Origin of the sequence: Embleya sp. NPDC020630 (genome assembly GCF_044334985.1) — a bacterium.
GTDB lineage: Bacteria > Actinomycetota > Actinomycetes > Streptomycetales > Streptomycetaceae > Embleya.
The window spans coordinates 41,987-60,326 of record NZ_JBIRUB010000006.1 but is presented as its reverse complement, the minus strand read 5'-3'; the positions used below and the strand labels follow the sequence as shown (position 1 = coordinate 60,326).

At 71.8% G+C, this 18,340-nt stretch carries 21 protein-coding genes and 1 pseudogene; 11 read left to right on the top strand and 11 right to left on the bottom strand.

Translation table 11 applies throughout. The features are described 5' to 3' along the window. Positions 1 to 33: 33 nt before the first annotated feature. On the bottom strand, positions 34 to 1,551 hold the full coding sequence (locus ACH4XV_RS21600) for a glycosyl hydrolase family 18 protein (protein WP_395792121.1): 1,518 nt from the start codon (positions 1,549 to 1,551) through the stop codon (positions 34 to 36). Positions 1,552 to 1,981: 430 nt separating this feature from the next. Here ACH4XV_RS21600 and ACH4XV_RS21595 point away from each other — a divergent pair, with 430 nt between their 5' ends. The 9 genes from ACH4XV_RS21595 (at position 1,982) to ACH4XV_RS21555 (ending at position 11,515) form a co-directional block, all read left to right on the top strand. Further along, positions 1,982 to 2,389, top strand: coding sequence for a RidA family protein (locus ACH4XV_RS21595; protein WP_395792119.1), 408 nt, complete (start codon positions 1,982 to 1,984; stop codon positions 2,387 to 2,389). Positions 2,390 to 2,485: 96 nt separating this feature from the next. Next, the gene (locus ACH4XV_RS21590) at positions 2,486 to 4,699 is read left to right on the top strand and encodes an MMPL family transporter (protein WP_395792117.1); all 2,214 of its coding nucleotides are present in this window, start codon (positions 2,486 to 2,488) and stop codon (positions 4,697 to 4,699) included. A 5-nt stretch (positions 4,700 to 4,704) separates the two neighbouring features. Beyond that, positions 4,705 to 5,937 carry a sensor histidine kinase gene (locus ACH4XV_RS21585; RefSeq protein WP_395792115.1) on the top strand — a complete coding sequence of 411 codons (1,233 nt, stop codon included), beginning with the start codon at positions 4,705 to 4,707 and terminating at the stop codon, positions 5,935 to 5,937. After that, positions 5,934 to 6,614 carry a response regulator gene (locus ACH4XV_RS21580; RefSeq protein ID WP_395792113.1) on the top strand — a complete coding sequence of 227 codons (681 nt, stop codon included), beginning with the start codon at positions 5,934 to 5,936 and terminating at the stop codon, positions 6,612 to 6,614. Before ACH4XV_RS21585 ends, ACH4XV_RS21580 begins: the two co-directional genes overlap by 4 nt. 117 nt (positions 6,615 to 6,731) lie before the next feature. After that, a complete protein-coding gene (locus ACH4XV_RS21575; protein ID WP_395792111.1) occupies positions 6,732 to 8,534 on the top strand; it encodes an FKBP-type peptidyl-prolyl cis-trans isomerase in 1,803 nt (600 codons plus the stop codon). Positions 8,535 to 8,622: 88 nt separating this feature from the next. Next, positions 8,623 to 9,021, top strand: a complete 399-nt coding sequence (locus ACH4XV_RS21570) for a MerR family transcriptional regulator (RefSeq protein ID WP_395792922.1) — start codon at positions 8,623 to 8,625, stop codon at positions 9,019 to 9,021. 136 nt (positions 9,022 to 9,157) lie between these two features. Beyond that, a complete protein-coding gene (locus ACH4XV_RS21565) occupies positions 9,158 to 10,069 on the top strand; it encodes an MFS transporter (RefSeq protein ID WP_395792109.1) in 912 nt (303 codons plus the stop codon). 310 nt (positions 10,070 to 10,379) lie between these two features. Further along, positions 10,380 to 11,324 carry a DNA gyrase subunit B gene (locus ACH4XV_RS21560; RefSeq protein ID WP_395792107.1) on the top strand — a complete coding sequence of 315 codons (945 nt, stop codon included), beginning with the start codon at positions 10,380 to 10,382 and terminating at the stop codon, positions 11,322 to 11,324. Further along, entirely contained in the window at positions 11,315 to 11,515 is a 201-nt protein-coding gene (locus tag ACH4XV_RS21555; protein WP_395792105.1) for a hypothetical protein, read from the top strand. Before ACH4XV_RS21560 ends, ACH4XV_RS21555 begins: the two co-directional genes overlap by 10 nt. Positions 11,516 to 11,548: 33 nt before the next feature. Here ACH4XV_RS21555 and ACH4XV_RS21550 read toward each other — a convergent pair whose 3' ends face one another. From ACH4XV_RS21550 to ACH4XV_RS21530, 5 genes are read right to left on the bottom strand one after another with little or no spacing between them, the layout of a single operon-like run. Beyond that, positions 11,549 to 12,205 (bottom strand): hypothetical protein, encoded by a 657-nt coding sequence (locus ACH4XV_RS21550; RefSeq protein ID WP_395792103.1) that lies wholly within the window; start codon positions 12,203 to 12,205, stop codon positions 11,549 to 11,551. Then, on the bottom strand, positions 12,115 to 12,696 hold the full coding sequence (locus ACH4XV_RS21545; protein WP_395792101.1) for a hypothetical protein: 582 nt from the start codon (positions 12,694 to 12,696) through the stop codon (positions 12,115 to 12,117). The genes ACH4XV_RS21550 and ACH4XV_RS21545 overlap by 91 nt, the downstream gene beginning before the upstream one ends. Before the next feature lie 4 nt (positions 12,697 to 12,700). After that, a complete protein-coding gene (locus tag ACH4XV_RS21540) occupies positions 12,701 to 13,057 on the bottom strand; it encodes a sodium:proton antiporter (protein ID WP_395792099.1) in 357 nt (118 codons plus the stop codon). Further along, entirely contained in the window at positions 13,054 to 13,320 is a 267-nt protein-coding gene (locus ACH4XV_RS21535) for a hypothetical protein (RefSeq protein WP_395792097.1), read from the bottom strand. Before ACH4XV_RS21535 ends, ACH4XV_RS21540 begins: the two co-directional genes overlap by 4 nt. Then, positions 13,317 to 13,550: a hypothetical protein gene (locus ACH4XV_RS21530; RefSeq protein ID WP_395792095.1), complete on the bottom strand. Its 234-nt coding sequence runs from the start codon at positions 13,548 to 13,550 to the stop codon at positions 13,317 to 13,319. The genes ACH4XV_RS21535 and ACH4XV_RS21530 overlap by 4 nt, the downstream gene beginning before the upstream one ends. Positions 13,551 to 13,667: 117 nt before the next feature. Here ACH4XV_RS21530 and ACH4XV_RS21525 point away from each other — a divergent pair. Both ACH4XV_RS21525 and ACH4XV_RS21520 read left to right on the top strand, forming a co-directional pair. Next, positions 13,668 to 14,738: pseudogene (locus tag ACH4XV_RS21525) on the top strand (thiamine pyrophosphate-dependent enzyme); the annotation flags it as partial. Positions 14,739 to 15,081: 343 nt separating this feature from the next. Beyond that, positions 15,082 to 15,405: a plasmid stabilization protein gene (locus ACH4XV_RS21520; RefSeq protein WP_380002326.1), complete on the top strand. Its 324-nt coding sequence runs from the start codon at positions 15,082 to 15,084 to the stop codon at positions 15,403 to 15,405. A 109-nt stretch (positions 15,406 to 15,514) separates the two neighbouring features. On the opposite strand, the gene ACH4XV_RS21515 is transcribed toward ACH4XV_RS21520, so the two are convergent. From ACH4XV_RS21515 to ACH4XV_RS21495, 5 genes are all read right to left on the bottom strand, one after another. Continuing rightward, on the bottom strand, positions 15,515 to 16,075 hold the full coding sequence (locus ACH4XV_RS21515) for a type 1 glutamine amidotransferase domain-containing protein (protein ID WP_395792093.1): 561 nt from the start codon (positions 16,073 to 16,075) through the stop codon (positions 15,515 to 15,517). Positions 16,076 to 16,162: 87 nt separating this feature from the next. Then, positions 16,163 to 16,603 (bottom strand): response regulator, encoded by a 441-nt coding sequence (locus tag ACH4XV_RS21510; RefSeq protein WP_395792091.1) that lies wholly within the window; start codon positions 16,601 to 16,603, stop codon positions 16,163 to 16,165. 52 nt (positions 16,604 to 16,655) lie between these two features. Next, the gene (locus tag ACH4XV_RS21505) at positions 16,656 to 16,940 is read right to left on the bottom strand and encodes a DUF6479 family protein (RefSeq protein ID WP_395792089.1); all 285 of its coding nucleotides are present in this window, start codon (positions 16,938 to 16,940) and stop codon (positions 16,656 to 16,658) included. A gap of 283 nt (positions 16,941 to 17,223) precedes the next feature. Continuing rightward, positions 17,224 to 17,394: a hydrophobic protein gene (locus ACH4XV_RS21500; protein ID WP_380002322.1), complete on the bottom strand. Its 171-nt coding sequence runs from the start codon at positions 17,392 to 17,394 to the stop codon at positions 17,224 to 17,226. A 518-nt stretch (positions 17,395 to 17,912) separates the two neighbouring features. Continuing rightward, positions 17,913 to 18,107, bottom strand: coding sequence for a hypothetical protein (locus tag ACH4XV_RS21495; RefSeq protein WP_395792087.1), 195 nt, complete (start codon positions 18,105 to 18,107; stop codon positions 17,913 to 17,915). Between the last annotated feature and the right edge of the window lie 233 nt (positions 18,108 to 18,340).

The following is an 18,340-nucleotide window of genomic DNA, read 5'->3' as shown; positions in this document are numbered from 1 at the left end:
CGACACCGTTCATTCAGGCGCTTCGGGCCGGTCTCAGCAGGCGCCGAGGTCCTGCCAGACGCCCCACTGGCCGGTGGTGCCGGGCGTCTCGCCGGTCGTCCACCACTTGGCCTTCCAGGTGTGGCCCTGGTACGAGACCTGCTGCCCGCCGGTGTAGACCGTGCCGGACGCCCACGGCGGGGCCGTGCACTGGTGGCCGTTGCCGCCGGTGATGGTCAGCGTGTAGGTCGCCGAGTGGCTGACGGACGTGCCGACGCCGGTCACCGTCAGGGTGTACGTACCCGAGACGGCCGCCGACGTCGTGGTGATGGCCAGCGTCGAACTGCCGCCCGCCGTCACCGATGTCGGGCTGAGCGAGGCCGAGACGCCGGCGGGGGCGCCGCTGACGGTGAGGTTCACCGTCTGCGCCGAACCCGCCGTGACCGAGGTGTTCACCGTGCTGGTGGTCGAGTTGCCCGCGGCGACCGTTCCGGAGGCGGGCGTCGTCTGTACCGCGAAGTCGTTGGTCGGGGTCGTCGTGCCGCTGGTGAACGGCGCGAAGACGTGGCTGAAGTCCCACTGGTTGCCCGGGATTCCGGAGCAACTGTCGGAGGAGGCGCCGCAGTTGCCGCGATCCCGCTGGAGCGCCCAGAAGGAGAGCGTGTTGATGCCCTTCGACACCGCCCAGTTGTACACCTGGTTGGCGTTGGCCAGGGTGAATGTCTCGGCCGCGCCGAAGTCGTCGATGCCGGGCATCTCGGTGACGCCGATCATGCCCCAGAGCTGCGTGGGGGTCTTGCCCGGGTAGAGCTGCGCGAGGGTGTTGTACAGGCCCTGCGCGGCCGTCTCGGTGTCGTTGGCCATGTTGTGCGTGGCGTTGTCGTAGTAGTCGAACGTCATCAGGTTGACCACGTCGACCCGCGTGCCGTTGCTCACCGCGTTGCGCAGCAGCGCCACGCTGTTCTCGGCGAGGCCGTGGGTGGTGGTGGGCAGCGTGTAGGAGATCTCGACCTTGCGCCCGTTGGCCGCGGCCCAGTCCTGGACCAGCTTGATCGCCTTGTTGCGGCGGTCGATGCCGGCCGTCTTGTCGAGCGCGTCGACCTCGATGTCCATGTCGAGGCGGGAGATGTCGTAGGTCGTGATGACCTTCTTGTACACCTCGGCGATCTGGTTGACGTCCGTGCAGCTGTCCGCGATCTCGGTGTTCGTGGTGTCCGCGGTGTAGCCGCCGAAGGAGGGGATCACGTCCCCGCCCCGGCCCTGGATCGTCTTGATGTCGGCGCCGAACGTGGACTGGGCGATCGGCATGCCGCTGTCGCCGTTCCAGTACGCCGTGCACGAGCCCGAGGTGGCGGTCTGCAGGAACGCCATGGTCAGGTGCTTCGCGCCCGATTGGGCGGACAGCGCGGCCGGACTGTCCCCGGTCCACGCCTCGAAGTAGGGGGCAAAGACGTGTGCGGGCAGGGGAGTCGCGGCCTGGGCGGGGCCGGCTCCGAAGGCGGTGAGGCTCACCGCCGCGGCGGCGGTGACGGTGGCGGCGACGGCCGCTCGTAACGTACGGAGGAGTCGCATGTGCGTGCGTCCAGACTGTGAGAGGGGACGGACCGCCGTCGCTTCGCGTGGCTCTCGGCGGCATCGGTATGAGATAGCTCACGCGGTATCGAAGTCAATGGTCTGGACCAAAAATGGACTAGACCATTTTTGCGAGCCGCGACGCTCCGCCCCTGGCCGGACCCGTTTCGGGACCGCCGACCACTCGCGCGGGCAATGTTCGCCAACCCTCCCGTCGGCGGCGCGGGCGCCTTCGCCGACGCCTCGCCGGCACCTCGCCGGGCACACCTCGCCGGGCCCGACGGCCGGGCTCGGGCGACCATGGCGACCCCCGGCCCTCCCGTGGTCACCTTTGGGTTCCTCGGGTACCGAAAAGTGCGTTCTTCCAGGTCAGGGTTCACTCTCCTATGGTTCCCGAGTAACCATCGGAGACCAATACGGAGGCAGCGCCATGGCCATCACCCTCACCGACCCCGCCGGCCTGCCGGAGATCGACGTGTACCGGCAGGTGTCGGTCGGCACCGGGTCGAAGCTGGTCTTCCTCGCCGGGCAGGTGGCCTGGGACGCCGACGGGGTCACGGTCGGGGAGGGTGACCTCGCCGCCCAGGTCGAGCAGTGCTACCGCAACGTCGCCACCGCCTTGGCCGGTGTCGGGGCGACTTTCGACGACGTCGCGAAGTTGACCGTGCACGTGGTCGACTGGACGCCCGAGAAGATGCCGCGACTCCTCGACGGCATCGCCCGCGCCGCCGCCGCGCTCGGTGTCACGCCGGCGGCTCCGGCCACCCTTCTGGGCGTCGCCGCCCTGGACATTCCCGCCCATCTGGTCGAGGTCGAGGCCGTCGCGATCCTGGACTGAACCGCCTCCCCGGACCCGTTGTCCACCGATCGGTGGACAACGGGTTCCGTCGGTCGAGGCTGTCGAGCCAACCGGCCCGACGAACAGGATTCGGACATGACGAAACTTCCTGTTCGAGTGGCCGGGTGGAGTGCTCGGCGTCCCTGGTGGGCGATCGCCGGCTGGGTGCTGTTTGTCGCGTTGTGCCTCGGAGCCGGCATCGCCGCCGGCACGAACACCGCCACCAGCGAGGACTATCGGGTGGGCGAGGCCGGTCGCGGGGAAGCGCTGGCCGCCCAGGGCGGCCTGGAGCAGCGCCCGATGGAGCGGGTACTGATCACCGCGAAGGCCGGCGCGGAGCGGGTGGGCCCGGAGGCGGACGCCGCGGCCGGCGAGATCGCGGACCGCATGCGGAAACTGCCCGAGGTGGCATCGGTCGGCGCGCCGGTGCGCGCGGCCGACGGCAGCGCCGTCCGCGTCGACGTCACCATGAAGGGCGAGGAACAGGACGGCAAGAAGCACGTCGACCCGCTCTTGGCGCAGACCGCGAAGGTGCGGGCGGAACATCCGAGGTTGCGGATCGAGGAGAGCGGCGGCCCCTCGATCAGCAAGGACGTCCAGGGCCAACGCGGCGACGACCTCGCCAAGACCGAGATGATCGCATTGCCGATCACCCTGATCACGCTGTTCACCGTGTTCCGCTCGGCGGCGATGGCCGCCGTGCCGCTGGTGCTCGCGCTGTCCGCGATCGTGGCGGCCGTCGGCCTGTCGATGCTCGCGTCGCACGTCTTCCCGGACGCCGGGGTCGGCACCAACGTCATCCTGTTGATCGGCCTGGCCGTCGGCGTCGACTACGCGCTCTTCTACCTGAAGCGCGAACGCGAGGAACGGGCCCGCTCGGGCGGGCGACTCGACTCCCGAGCCCTGGTCGAACTGGCCGCCGCCACCTCCGGACACGCCGTCGTGGTCTCCGGGCTCGCGGTCGCGGCCTCCAGCGCGACGCTGTTCCTGGCCGACGACGTGATCTTCTCCTCCATCGCCATCGGCGCGATCGTGGTCACCGTGGTCGCGGTGCTCGGCTCGCTGACCGCGCTGCCCGCACTCCTTGTCAAGCTCGGGGATCGGGCCGAACGCCGCGCCGCGGCCAAGGCCGAACGCGCGGCCCGCCGGGGCAGGCCGGTCGCCGCGAAGCCCGCGCGCAGTGGCGCCGGCCGGCTCACCTCGGCCATCCTGCGGGTCACCGCCGCCCGCCCGGCCGCCACGCTCGCCGTCGCCGTGTTCGCCATGCTGTCCCTGGCCGCCCCGCTCGCGAACCTGAAACTGACCGACATCGGCCGCGAGACCTACTCCCGGGACCTGCCCGCCATGGACACCTGGCACCGGCAGAACGAGGCGTTCCCGGAGCTGAAGTCGATGCACCAGGTCGTGGTCCGCGCCGACGCCGGCCGGGCCGACGAGGTGGCCGGCGCGCTGCGCGAGCTGGAGGTACGGGCCAAGACCGACCCGGCGCTCGCCGGCATCGCCGAACTGCGCACCTCGCCCGACCACCGGATCACCATGCTGGAACTGCGCGTACCGCACTTCGTCAGCACCGACACGGCGCAGGACTCGCTCGATCGGGTCCGCGACGACTACGTACCGGCCACGATCGGCCGACTGCGCGGGGTCGACGTGGCGGTCACCGGCGACGTGGCCCGCTACGCGGACTATCCCGAGCACCAGAAGACCAAGCTGCCGATGATCGTCACGACACTGCTCCTGGTGACCTTCGTGATCACCGTGATCGCGTTCGGCTCGGTGGTGCTCGGCCTGCTCGGCATGCTGCTCAACCTGCTGTCGGCCGGCGCCGCGCTCGGGCTGCTCGTCCTGGTCTTCCAGGGAAGCTGGGCCGAGGCGCTGCTCGACTTCGACTCGACCGGCTCGATCGGCTCCCGCGTGCCGCTGTTCCTGTTCGTGATCCTGTTCGGACTGTCCATGGACTACCAGGTGTTCGTGATCAGTCGCATCCGCGAGGCCGTGCAGCGCGGCGTGTCGACCCGGCAGGCCGTACTCGACGGGATCGGCAGCTCGGCGGGCGTGGTCACCAGCGCCGCATTCGTCATGGTCACCGTGTTCGCGAGTTTCATCGGCCTGCACCTGATCGAGATGAAGGAGTTCGGCTTCAGTCTCGCGGTGGCCGTGCTCCTGGACGCGTTCGTGATCCGGATCATGATCCTGCCCGCCGCCATGCTCCTGCTGGGCGAACGCAGCTGGTGGCCGGCGATCGGGCTGCGCCGGGGCCGGCGCCGCACCCCCGCCACCGAGGTTCGACCGGCTCGAAACGTAGGCTGAGCGCCATGTCCGAACGGCCCCGGTCCACCGAGCATTTCCCGATGTGGACGCTGCACCGCTGGTACATCCTGTTCTGGGTGCTGCTCGGGCTCTGCCCGATGGCCCTGGCCGGAGCGGGCGATCTTGGGGCGAGGCGGCTGTGGGCGATCGGGCTGCCGATCCTGCTCGGCCTGTGCTACCTGGTGGTACGGGTGTTCCCGGGGAATCGGGTGCTGCGGCCGAGCGCCTTCCCGGCGGTGCTGATCGTCGGCCTGGCCGCGCTGGCCTACGTGCGCGACGGCGGCGCGTCGTTGTATGTGGCGAGTCTTCCGCACTTCTGGTTCGCCGCCCGCGCCCCCTATCCCGCCATCATGCGCAGCGGCGTCGCCGCCGCCGGCACCGTGCTCGGCGGCGTCGCCTCGCAGGGCTGGAGCCCGGACCTGCTCACCGGCAACACCACGGCGACCCTGATCGCGTACGCGGTGAGCGTGCCGGTCGGCCTGTCGGTACATCGCTACATCGAGCAGAACGGGGCTCGCGTGCGGGCCCTGGACAGCGAACTCGCCGGTGCCCGGGAGCGGTTGGCCGACGCCGATCTGCGCAGGGGTGCCGCGGAGGAGCGGGAGCGGTTGGCCCGGGAGATCCACGACACCCTCGCCCAGGGGTTCGCGTCCATCGTGGTCCTCGCGGAGGCCGCGCGCTCGGGCCTGGCGAACGATCCCGACACGAGCGCGCGGCAGTTGTCGTCGATCGAGCGCACCGCCCGGGAGAACCTGGCCGAGGCCCGGGTACTGGTCGGCGCGGCCCCGCAGAGCGGCCTGGTCACCGGGTCGCCGGCCCGGGTGCTGCGCCGGACCCTGGACCGTTTCGCCCAGGACACGGGGATCACGGTCGACGCCGAACTGCCCGACGTCGAGTGTGACCAGCGCACCCGGATCGCGCTGCTGCGCTGCACGCAGGAGTCGCTGGCCAACATCCGCAAACACGCGGACGCCGGCACGGTGGGCGTGGTGCTCACCCGGGTCGCCGACGGTGTGGAACTGGAGATCACCGACGACGGGCGGGGGTTCGTGGTGGACGAGGCCCGAGGCTTCGGCCTGGACGGGATGCGCCGGCGACTGGCCGAGCTGGGCGGCGAGTTGACCGTCACCAGCTCGGTCGGGGACGGTACCCGGATCCTGGCGATGATTCCCGTCGACGGCGCGGCCGGGGCGGATGTGGCGGATGTGCACGACTACCGGCGGGAGAGCGCGAGATGAGCAGCGACACGAGCGGGGACACGCTGCGTGTCGTCGTGGTCGACGACCACTCGGTGATGCGGGCGGGGGTGGTCGCGCTGCTGGCCGCGGACCCCACGATCGAGATCGTCGGGGAGGCGGGCGACGGGTTGGCCGCCGTCGAGTTGGTCGAGCGGCTCGAACCGGATGTGGCGCTGCTCGACCTGCGTATGCCGGTCCTGGGCGGGGTGGCCGCCACCGCCCGCATCGTGGGACTGCGCACGCGGACCCGGGTGTTGATCCTGACCACCTACGACACCGACGCCGAGATCGAGAGCGCGGTCGAGGCCGGCGCCATCGGCTACCTGCTCAAGGACGCCACCCGCGAACAACTCGTCGACGCCATCCGCTCGGCGGCCCGGGGTCAGACCGTACTGGCGCCCAGGGTCGCGGAGCGCCTGGTCGCCCGGATGCGCCGACCCGCCCCGGTGGTGCTCACCTCCCGCGAGATCCAGGTCCTGAACGCGGTGGCGGACGGGCTGTCCAACGCGGACATCGGCGCCCGACTGGTGATCGCGGAGGCCACGGTCAAGACCCACCTGCTCCGCATCTTCGCCAAACTCGACGTCCGCGACCGCACCCATGCGGTGGTCACCGCGATCGAGACGGGGTTGCTTCCTCGGGGTGAGGGGGCTGACGGAAACACGGCGCACGGGTGAGGCCACGAGTGGGATGATCGCGGACACCCGGGCCGGGGGCCGGTCGGGTGAGGCGCGGCGCGGGCGGCGGGTGTCGTCGGGGCGGCACGTGGCGAGGGGACGCGAGTGGGGGACGGCGTGAGCGGGCCGACGGGCGACGATCCGGCGTGGATCGGGCCGTACCGGATCGAGCGGCGGCTCGGCCAGGGCGGCATGGGCCGGGTGTATCTCGGGCGGTCGGCGTCGGGGCGGGCCGTGGCGGTCAAGGTGGTGCGGCCGGACCTGGCCGAGCACGCGGACTTCCGGCGGCGGTTCGCCCGCGAGGTGGCGGCGGCCCGCGCGGTGAGCGGGGCGTTCACGGCAGCGGTGGTCGACGCGGCGCCGGACGCGCCGAGCCCGTGGCTGGCCACGGTGTACGTCGACGGCATGGCGCTGTCCGACGCGGTGGCGAGGTACGGGCCGTGGCCGGAGGGGCCGTTGCGAGCGCTGGGGGCCGGGCTGGCCGAGGCGCTGGCGGCGATCCACGCGGTGGGCGTGATCCACCGCGACCTGAAGCCGTCCAACGTCATGCTGGCCGCCGACGGGCCCAAGGTGATCGACTTCGGCATCTCGCGGGCGGTCGAGGCGAGCGTGCTCACCCACACGGGCAGCACGGTCGGTTCACCGGGGTTCATGTCGCCCGAGCAGTGCGCCGACCGTGAGGTGGGCGAGCCTTCGGACGTGTTCTCGCTCGGCGCGGTACTGGCGTTCGCGGCGCGTGGGAGCGGGCCGTTCGGGCACGGGTCGGTGCCGGCGCTGCTCTATCGCGTCGTGCACGACGCCCCCGATCTCGACGGCGTGCCCGCCGTGTTGTCGCCGCTGGTGTCGGCGTGCCTGGACAAGTCGCCGACGGCGCGCCCGACGGCCGCCGAGGTGCTGGCCGAGCTGGCGATCGACGCGGGCGTGGCCGGAGCGGGCGCGGGATGGTGGTTGCCGCCGGCGGTGGCCGAGGCGATCACGGGCGGGGGCCGGGAGGAGGCGGCGGCGCCGGCCGTCGCTGTGCCCGTGGAAGAGGGCGCGCCGGGGGCCTTGGCTGTCACCGAGCCGGTGGAAGAGGGCGCGCCGGGGGCCTTGGCTGTCACCGTGCCCATGGACGAGGGTGTGCCGCAGGCGTCGGTCGGTACCGTGCCCGTGCCGGCGGGTGTGGGCGAGGAGGGTGGGGTGCCGCCGGTGCCGCCGCCGCCTCGTGCGTACCCCGTGCCTCCCGTGCCTGCTCGGCCGCCTCGTCCCGATGGGTTTCCGGGGTTCCTGCCACCGCCGCCGGAGAAGCCGGCCCGGGCGCGGCGTCGGGCGTTCCTGGCCGCCGGCTCGGTGGTCGCGGTGTCGGCGATCACCGTCGCGGTCGTCCTGGCCACGCGCGACGACGACGCCGGCAACCGGTCCGCGGGTACCCCCACGTCGACGGCGGGCGCGACGCGCACCGCCACGACGGGGCCGTCCACTCGCCCACCCGCGTCCGTCCCGCCCACCTCCGTCCCGCCCGGCGGGGGGCAGCCGTCGTCCACGTCCTCGTCCGGCACGACCACCCCACCGCGCACCGAACCCGACATCCGCGCCCTCGACGTCAGCAAGGGCGCCGGCGGGCTGGTGACCCGCGTACTCGAACCCGGTTCGGGCCCGGAGGTCCGAGCCGGGCAAGAGCTCACGGTCGACTACGTGGGCGTGTACCAGAGCGACCGCACGGTGTTCGACTCCTCGTGGGCCCGCGGCGAGCACGCCGTCTTCGGCATCGGCACGGGACAGCTGATTCCGGGCTGGGACGAGGGCCTGGTCGGCCAACGTGTCGGCAGCCGGGTGCAGTTGGTGATCCCACCCGACAAGGCGTACGGCGCGACCCCACCCGGCACGATGCGCCCGAACGCCACCCTCGTCTTCGTGATCGACCTCATCGCGGCACGCTGACGCCGCCGCCCCACGTGCCGGCGGTAGCGTGAGGGCGGAACCCTTACGTCGATGTGAGGGTCGACGGAGTCGTCGTGGGGTGGATCGAATGAAGATCGGGGAGTTGTCCCGGCTGACCGGGGTCAGTGTGCGGGCGTTGCGCTACTCCGAGGAAGAGGGGCTGATCCGGCCCGCACGCGGCGGCAACGGCTACCGCGAATACTGCGCCGGAGCGGACGAGGTGGTTCGGCAGATTCGCGGGCTGATCGACTGTGGGCCGCCCACCCGGATCATCCGCGACATCCTGCCCTACCTCGACGGCCCCGCCGACCTGCTGCCGCAGATCCCGTGTGCGCGGATGCTCGATCAGGTCGCGGCGGAGCGGGAACAACTCGACCGCCGTATCCGGTGCCTCACCCGCAACCGCAACGCCATCGACGCCTACCTGAGCGCCGCTCGCACGGCGGCTCGTACGGACCGGGAGCACACGGACGCCGTGCGCGCTTGACCCTCACGCAAACGTAAGGGTTTTACCGTCCGGGCATGACTTCGACAACGGATTCCCTCCCGGCGGCGGACACCGTGCCGGGCACGCCGCGATGGCCGCTCGGCGGGCTGCTCGTACTGTCCGGCGCCGCCTCTTCGTGACCATCCTCACCGAGGCCCTGCCGGCCGGTGTACTGCCGGCCATGAGCGCCGATCTGCACGTGAGCGAGGCCCGCGCCGGGCTGCTGGTCACCGTCTACGCGCCGGCCGCCGCCCTGACCGCGATACCGATGACGGCCCGGACGTTGATCGTGCCGCGGCGCACCCTGCTGGTGGCGCTGCTCCTGGGCTTCGCCGGCACCAACGCCGTGACGGCGGTGTCCGGCGAGTTCGCCCTGACGCTCGGCGCCCGCGTGGTCTCGGGAGTGTTCGCCGGACTGCTGTGGGCCATGGTGCCCGCGTACGCCGCACGACTGGCCCCGGAGCGCAGCGGCAAGGCGATCGCCACCGCGCTGGCGGGCATGACCGTCGGGCTCTCGCTCGGTACCCCGGCCGGCACCGCGCTCGGCGGCCTGATCGGCTGGCGCTGGACCTTCGCCCTGCTCACCCTGGCCGCCATGGCCCTGCTCGGCGCGGCACTGCGGTGGTTGCCGCAACTGCCGGGTGAGCGGGCGCGGCGCGGCGGAGGGCTGACGGCCACGATCAGGACACCCGGGATCGCCGCGATCAACACCGCCTCGATGGCGATCGTCCTCGGCTTCTACGTGCTCTACACCTACATCGCACCCTTCCTGGAGCGGGCGGATCCGAACGGCACCGGCACCGTGCTCTTCGTCTTCGTCTTCGGCCTCGGCTCGATGGTCGGCGTCTGGTTCGCCGGCCTCACCGCCGACCGCCGACTGCGCGCCGCGACCCTCACCCTGCTGACCCTGGCCACGCTGTGCCAGGCGGCGTTCGGGTTGTTCGCGGACATCACCGCGGCCGTCCTGACCACCGCCCTCGCCCGCCGTACCGGCTTCCCACCGACGCGACGAGCGGCCGACCCGGCCGAACCAGCCGACCACTCATAGCGCCCGCGTTGCCCGGACGACCAACGGGCCCGGTCGTCCGGGCAATTCGAGGGAGCCACCGATCGCCCACGCGGAACGGGCCGGGCAGAAAAAAGAATCGGTGACCCGGAGGGCATCGAGAATGGCCTCGTACGGGGGCTGAGCGGACCCGCACGCGTGCTCGGGCGGGGGTTCGCGAGGGTCGGGGCGGCCCCCTCCGGGGAGGCGTGCAGTCGGCCCCTCGCGCGGCCGGCATACCGGCTCTGACCTGGTGTTTTCCCGAAATTTGCCTAGGCTGGGGGTCCTGTCGCAAGTTGTCGAAGGGGACATCGTGAGCAACGACGCCGGCACGTACGACGCGATCCATATCCGGCTGCTCCACGGGGCGGAGGCGATTCGGGCGCGGCCCGGGATGTACATCGGCTCGACCGGTGAACGCGGCCTGAATCACATGGTGTGCGAGGTCGTCGACCGGGCGGTGAACGAGATACTGGCCGGCGCCGGCGCCGGCGGCTCCGTCGACATCACGCTCCTGCCCGACGGCGTCGTGTGCGTCGCCGACGACGGGCCGGGAGTGCCCGACCTGGAAGGCCTGTTGACCCGGATGTCGGTCGGGGCGCGGCCCATCGGCCGTCGCGACGTGGCGCTCCTGTACGGTGCGGAGCTGTCCATCGTCAATGCCCTGTCGAGCCGGCTGACGGCCGAGGTGCGGCGGGACGGGGTCCGTTGGGTACAGGAGTACGCGCGTGGCGAGGCCGTCACCCCGCTCACCGAGTCGGGGGCGGCGACCGGGAGCGGGATCACCCTCACCTTCCGGCCCGATGCCGAGATCTTCACCACCACGGAGCAATCGTTCGACGACCTGGCCGAGCGCTGCCGAGAACTGGCTTTCCTGTACCGGGAGTTGCACATCTCGCTGACCGACCGTCGGGGCCCCGGCGAGCCCCGGTCGACGCGATATCGATTCCCGGGCGGGGCGGGGGACTTCGTCGCGTTTCTCGACGATTCGGCGCCGGCGGCCACCTCCACGGACATCGTCCATGTCGAGTGCGAGGCCGCGCGGATGGCGGGGACGCTGGAGGTGGCCCTGCGCTGGGGCGGCTCCACCGAGGAGTGCGTTCGCGGTTTCGCCAACAGTCGGCCCACCATCGGCGGCACACACCTGGTGGGCTTTCGCGATGGGCTGACGGCCGCGCTCACCGCGTACGCGCGCGAGCAAGGGCTGCTGACGGCGACGGACCCCGGTCTCGACATGGACCGATCGGCGTGGGCCTGACCGCGGTCGTGTCGGTGAAGCTGGACGGCCCCGAGTTCGAGGGCTCCACCGGTCAAGTGTTGGGCAATTCCTTGGTGCGCGCCTGTGTCCGCGACGCGGTTCGGGACCGCGTCGGCAGGTGGCTGGGCGAGCACCCCGAGACCGCCCTCGGGCTCGTCGAGCGCATTGCCCGGCGCTCCTTCCGGGGCTGAGACGACGCGTGGCCGCCGCCGGCGCGAACTGGGCTATCCGCCGGTCGTCCAGGGGTGGACGAGCAGGCCCAATAGCGCCATGCCGGTGACCAGATAGGCCACGTAGTCACCCACGTGGCCCGAGCGCAGGCGGTGGAGTGGGGCCGCGGCGCGGTCGAGCCGGCGCAGGCCGGTGCGGCCCCGGTCGGCGCTCCCGCCGTGGAGGCGCCGCCCCCATACCGCCGCCGCGGCCCCGCCCGCCGCGAGCACCGTGGACACCGCGCCCAGGAGCAGGCCCTCGCCGGTCCAGCCGGGTGCCGTCGCCGCCGGGGGAGCGTGCGGCGCGCCCTGTACCGAGGCGAGGTAGCCGGGCCGATCGGTGAACACCTCGGCCGCGCGGCCGACCACGTCGGGGAAACCGGGCCATGTCCCCACGGCCAGGGTGCCCAGGAGCAGGATCAGCGGCGCGGCGAGCATCGTCGCGGGAGTGCGCGGCAGCAGCCGGCCCGTGTCGGGGTCGCTGTCGTCGCCGGCGGTGCGGTCCGCCTCCTTCCGGTCGCTCGGGCGTGGGCCGGCCCCCGCGAAGACGCGCAGCCCGGCGCGGAGCACGGCCGCGCCGGTCACCGCCGACACCAGGACGAACAGCGCCGGGGCCCAGAGTGCGCCCGACTCGCCGGCCGCGGTCTCGGCGAGCGCCTTGCCCAGCCCCACCTCAGCGCGCCGTGCACCGCCCGGGACTCCTCCACCCGATAGCCGGTCAGCGCGTAGGCCACCACGCTCATCAGTTCGAAGAAGACGAAGGCGTCGAACAGGTCGCCGGTCAGCGCGAATCCGCACATGCCCGCCGTGAACAGCAACATCAGCGCGTGGAAATGCGCCTCCACCTCCTCGAAGTAGCGCCAGGAGAAGGCCAACGCCGCGCCCACCACGATCGCCGCCAACGCCGCGGCGGCGGCACCCATACGATCCGCGACCAGCACGATGCCCGTGCCGTGCACGGCGTCCCACCCGCCGAGCCGGGACACGATCCGGCCGTCGCCGGCGCGCACCGCGAGGACGACGCATCCGCCCGCCACGGCCGCCACCACCGTCGCGGTGAACGTGTCCACGACCCGACGTGGCAACACCCGCCCGGCGGCCGACACCAACGCGGCGCCGATCAGCGGGACCGCCACCGCCAGTGGCGCGATCGCCCCGACCACGCGCTCAGCCGCGCAACTCGTCGGCCACGGCGGCCGGGTCCACGGTGCCCATCCGCTTGTGCAACTGCACGACCAGGGCCAGGAGCAGCGCGGTGACCGTGGCGCCGACCACGATGTCGGTGAGCACCAGCGCCTGCACCACCGGATCGACCACCCGAGAGTCGGTGGGGGCGTCGGCGAACACCGGCGCGGTGCCGCCGGCGCGATAGCCGATGGTCGGCAGCAGGACGCAGGTCGAGGACTGGGCCACCGCGAGGCTGCCCACCGCGTGCACCAGATCGCGGCTGGTCACCATGCCGTAGACGCCGATCGCGAACAACCACACGGCGACCAGGTAGGGAAACACCGAACCGGACGTCATCGGCCCTCCGCTCCGCCGTCGGCGGGCCGCACCCGCAACGTCTGATCCAGGAAACGGCCGAGCACGACCACCAGCGCGCAGCCCACCGGATACGAGGTGCGGTGCAGGCCCTCGGCGAGCAGCAGCAGGATCACCACCGTCAGGGTGTTGGCGACGGTCAGCCCGACCAGGCGACGCGGCACGCTCCCGAACGAGGTGACCACCAGACACGGCGCCAGTCCGCCCACGAGCAGCACGGCGACCGCGATCAGCCACGCGTTCATCGCGCCCGCCCGCCGGCGGTGATCACCCGCCGGGTGCGCGAACGACCCAGGGGCAGCGTGTGCACGGTGAGCACGCCCGCGTCGTCGAGGTCGACCGCGTACGCACCCGGCGTGGCGGACAGGACGAACGCGGCGGTGGCCGGCCGGACCGCCCGCGCCGGACGTACCCGCTCGAACCGGCCGCCCGACTCACGCCGCGCCGACCGCGACCACCCGCGGCAGCAGTACACACTCGCGAACCGCGTCCAGGGACCACGCCACCGGCAGCCGAAGTGCCCGAGCGGAGGCGGTTCGCGGCGCGTCGACGGCGGGGTCCGCCACCCGGTGGGCGCCGAGCCCGAACCCCGCAGGCGATCCGGATCGCCGCCGCGCGGCGCACCGTCACCGCCGTGATCGTGCCCTGCGACGTCCAGGACCTCGACTACACCGCTCCCGGGCATGCCTTCAAGATGGTGCCGTCCAGTCTCGGGACGGCCTGGTCCGCGCCGGTACCCGGCGACGAGGACCTGCGCCGCACCGCGGATCTGCTCAACGACGGGGAGAAGGTCGCCATCCTGGTCGGCCAGGGTGCGCGCGGCGCCCGGGCGGAGGTCGAGGAACTGGCCGAACTGCTCGGCGCCGGCGTGGCCAAGGCGCTGCTCGGCAAGGACGTGCTCTCCGACGAACTGCCCTACGTCACCGGCTCCATCGGCCTGCTCGGCACCCGGCCCTCGTACGAAATGATGCGCGAGTGCGACACGTTGATCTCGATCGGGTCGAACTTCCCCTATTCGCAGTTCCTGCCGGAGTACGACCGGGCCCGGGCGGTGCAGATCGACATCGACCCCTCGATGATCGGGCTGCGCTACCCGTTCGAGATCAACCTGATCGGCGACGCCCGCGAGACGCTGCGCCGACTGCTGCCGCTGGTACGGGCCAAGAAGCACGGCGCGTGGCGTTCGGGCATCGAGGCGAACGTGGCGCGGTGGTGGCAGGTGATGCAGCGGCGGGCGGCGGTGGACGCGGACCCGATCAACCCGGAATACGTGGTGCACGCGCTCGACGCGCTGCTCCCGCACGACGCGATCGTCACCGCCGACTCCGGCTCGGCGGCCAACTGGTATGCCCGGCACCTGCGGATGCGCGGCGACATGCGCGGCTCGCTCTCCGGCACCCTGGCCACCATGGGACCGGGCGTGCCGTACGCGATCGGCGCCAAGTTCGCCCACCCGGAGCGACCGGCGATCGCCCTGGTCGGCGACGGCGCGATGCAGATGAACGGCATGGCCGAACTGATCACCGCGGGCAAGTATCGCCGCGAATGGAGCGACCCGCGCCTGGTCGTCGCCGTCCTGAACAACCAGGACCTGAACCAGGTCACGTGGGAGATGCGGGCGATGGAGGGCGCGCAGCAGTTTGAGGAGTCGCAACATTTGCCCTGCGGCACGGACGGTTCGAGCGCATCCTCGCGCTGCTCACCGCGGCGGGCTCCCTGGTGACGGCGGCGGAGATCTATCCCGAACACGATCGCGCGGGCTTCGGCAACCGCATGATGCGATTTCGACGATCGGTCCCACGCCCGCGGCCTCCAACAGTGGTCGGCCCACCACGCGGGCCCGCTGTGCGGCACGGCGGCCCTCGCCCTGGCCGCGGCGGTGATCGTGCGCCGCCGCACCGGCTGACCCGAGGACCCGCGGTCGCGGCGCCGGGCCGCATGCTCGTGGACAGGCCGGGTACGGGCCGTGTTGTCCGATCTTCACTCGGTGAGACAGGAGGGGCGCCATGCCCAGGGGATCGAGTCCCAAGCGGGAACGACAGTACGAGCACATCAAGGACAGTGCGAAGAAGCGTGGTGAATCCACCAAGCGCGCCGAGGAGATCGCGGCCCGCACGGTGAACAAGGAACGTGCCCAGGCGGGCGAGTCCAAGACCGCGAGCCGCACGTCGCTGAAAGACATGCCCGCCAGTCGTCGAGGCGGCAAACACTCGCACTCCGGGTCCACCGGCCCCACCTACGACCAGCTCTACGCGGACGCCAAACGCCGCAATATCAAAGGCCGTTCCTCGATGAACAAGAAGCAGCTCCAGCAGGCGCTCGGCAACTGAGCGCCGCCCGGCCGCGTCTTCGCGCCAACGCGAAACCGCCCCCGAACGACGAGTGTCGGCGGGGGCGGTTTCGCGTTGCGACGGTCGGCTACCGGCTACCGGCAGCCGTTCACCGGCCGAGGATCGTTTCGATCTGGCCGAGGAAGTCCTTGATGTCGCCCGGGTTGCGCGAGGTGATCATGACGAAGCCGCCCGTGTCGTCGCGGACCACCGACTCGTCGAGCCAGCGACCGCCCGCGTTGCGGATGTCCGTCGCGACCGAGGGATACGAGGTCAGCGTGCGGTCTCGGACGACGTCGGCCTCGACCAGCAACCACGGGCCGTGGCAGATGGCGGCCACGGGGCGGCCGGACGTGGTGAACGAGCGCACGATCGCAAGCGCCGTGTCGTTCAGCCGCAGCGAGTCGGCGTTGAGCGTGCCGCCGGGTACGAGCAGCAGATCGTAGCCGGCGGGGTCCACGTCGGTGAGGGCGAGCGTGGGTTCCACGGTCACGCCCGGGTCCTTGTCACTCACGAGCGTGCGGATCGGCTCCGCCGAGGGCGCCGCGATGGCCACCTCCGCGCCGGACTCGCGCAGTTCCCGAACGGGGACGACCAGTTCGTCCTGCTCGACCCCGTAGTTGGTGACGATCGCCAGGACGCGCCGGTCGGTCAGGTCGTTTTCGGTCATGGTGCCGGGCCTTTCGATTGACGGTTCACGGTGCACGGTCACGGCGCCGATTCGTCATCGGCGGCCGTGTGGTGCGCTGCCCCGTGCTCACATCCGGTCGGGCAGGCGCACGATCGAGCGGAAGAAGTCGTCGACTCCGCGGACGCTCGCCACGAAGTCGTCCAGGTTCACGGGTTTGGTCACGTAGGCGTTGGCGTGCAGGTCGTAGCTGCGCAGGATGTCCTCCTCGGCAGACGAGGAGGCGAGTACCACCACGGGTATCCGGCGCAGGTCGGTATCGGCCTTCAGGTGTTCGAGCACCTCGCGGCCGCCCAACCGGGGCAACTGGAGATCCAGCAGGATCAGGTCCGGCCGGGGCGCGTCCTCGTAGCCCGCGCGTCGGTACAGGAAGTCCAGGGCCGCGACACCGTCGCCCACCACGCGCAGGGAACTGGGGACGCTGTCCGCGAATGCCTCCCGCGTCAGCAGCACGTCCCCGGGATCGTCCTCGACCAGCAAGACCTCGATCGCCACCCCACGCTCGTTCACTTCCGAAGTCTGGCCCGAGACCGGTCCCGTCAAACCGGGCGGTACCCCACCATCAGCCCCGGCCGTCCTGGCCCGGGTCGGCGGGGCGGGAGCCGAGATTGCCGAAGCCGGGCTGCTCGTGCGGGCCGCGCCGGTGGCCGTCGCGAGGAACCTCGGAGGGTTCCCGCCTGCCGATGTCGTCGCGTGTCGCGGGGCCGCTCGCAACCCCGCCGTGCGGCGGCGGGGGCGGCGGGTGGCGCCTGCGGCGGACACCGGCCACGACCGGGATGATGAGCAGTACGGCGAGCAGGAGCACGGCGGCGATGCCCACCGCGGCAAGGGGCGTCACGTTTGTCATGGCGCACGGCTACCCCGACTTCGTGTCGGCACCGGGCGCTACGGTGATTTTTTCGTGGCCTGCGCCACGGCGCGGACGGCGGACCCGGATCGACGGGAATTCGCCCCGACCGGAAATACCCGCCGGCGCGAATCCGTGCCGTGCTTCACGGGGCTCGTGGGAATACCGATATCCATGGGAGAGCCGGGAAAGGCGGGTGCGCCGGTGCGGATGTTCGGAATTCGAACGCAACGCACCTCGCCCCGCCTTCCGGAGGCCGCGCCGTCGGGGCGCGTATTTCGGATTACCAGCGATACCAGCGCCCTCGGCTCCCGCCGGTGCCGGTCGAGCGGAACAGGAAGCCCAGCAGCCAGATGACCAGGACGGCTACGGCGACCCACCACAGCACCTTGAGCGCGAATCCGGCGCCGAAGAGGATCAGGGCCAGAAGCAGTACGAGAAGAAGGGGAATCATGGTTTGCACCTCCGCTCCGTGCGTGCCCCCGTCTTCGGCGCCCATTCCTGAGGGAGGTCAGGTTTTACCGACGATTTTCGGCGGTCCTCGGTGAAGCCCGGTGTTCGCCGACGTTCCGCGGTGATCCCCGCGGATTTCCGCGCGGCGGGTCGGCGCGAAGTTTGGGCGGCCGTGTGTTCCCCTGGAAATGTCCCTGTGTCATCGGGCCGGCGGACAGCGTGATACGGCGACGCCCCGGATGGCGCCCCGTGTACTGGGCCTCGTTCCCGCCGGTTCCGTGCCGCCGGGCGTCGCCCGCCCGCTCCCCTTCCCGGGGTGTGGGCGGGCCATGAGGTGGAAGGGATCAAAGGGTGGCCCCGCCCCGGGCCGTGCTCGACGTTCACCCACGCCTGCTCAACCGCGCCTTCGCCACCCTGCGGGCGGGCATGCTCGGGCCGACGGGCGCGGGCGCGGGCGCGGCGGCGGCGTGTGCCGTCGGGGCGAAGGGCTGCGCGAGCCGCTACGCGCGCCGGCTGCTCCTACGGTCGGCCACGACACGGGAGTTCGGAGACGACCTGGACGACGTCGTCCGCGCGTTCCTCCGGCCAACCCCATGTGCGGAGTCTGCCGCGCACTTCGGCGCGGACCCGCGCCGGCGTGCCGGGAGTGTTCGGCAGGATCCGGAAGCGGATCCGGACCGGGGTGGAAGAGGGTGTGCGGGGAAGGGTGTTCATGCGCGGGACTCCAGCCGATCCTGACGGATCTCGGTGCGTTGCCGGCGGCGAGTGCCGTTGCCGGCGTGCGTACATCTGTCGCGGGGGTGCGGGCCCGAACCACGACAGGCGCGCCCGATGTGCACTTCCGTCGTGCACCTCCGGGTCGGACGTGCGGCGACGGCGTCGCGGCACGTTTGTCGACGTGCGTCCGACGTCCTCGGATCCGATGGTTCCAACCCACCTCTGCCCGG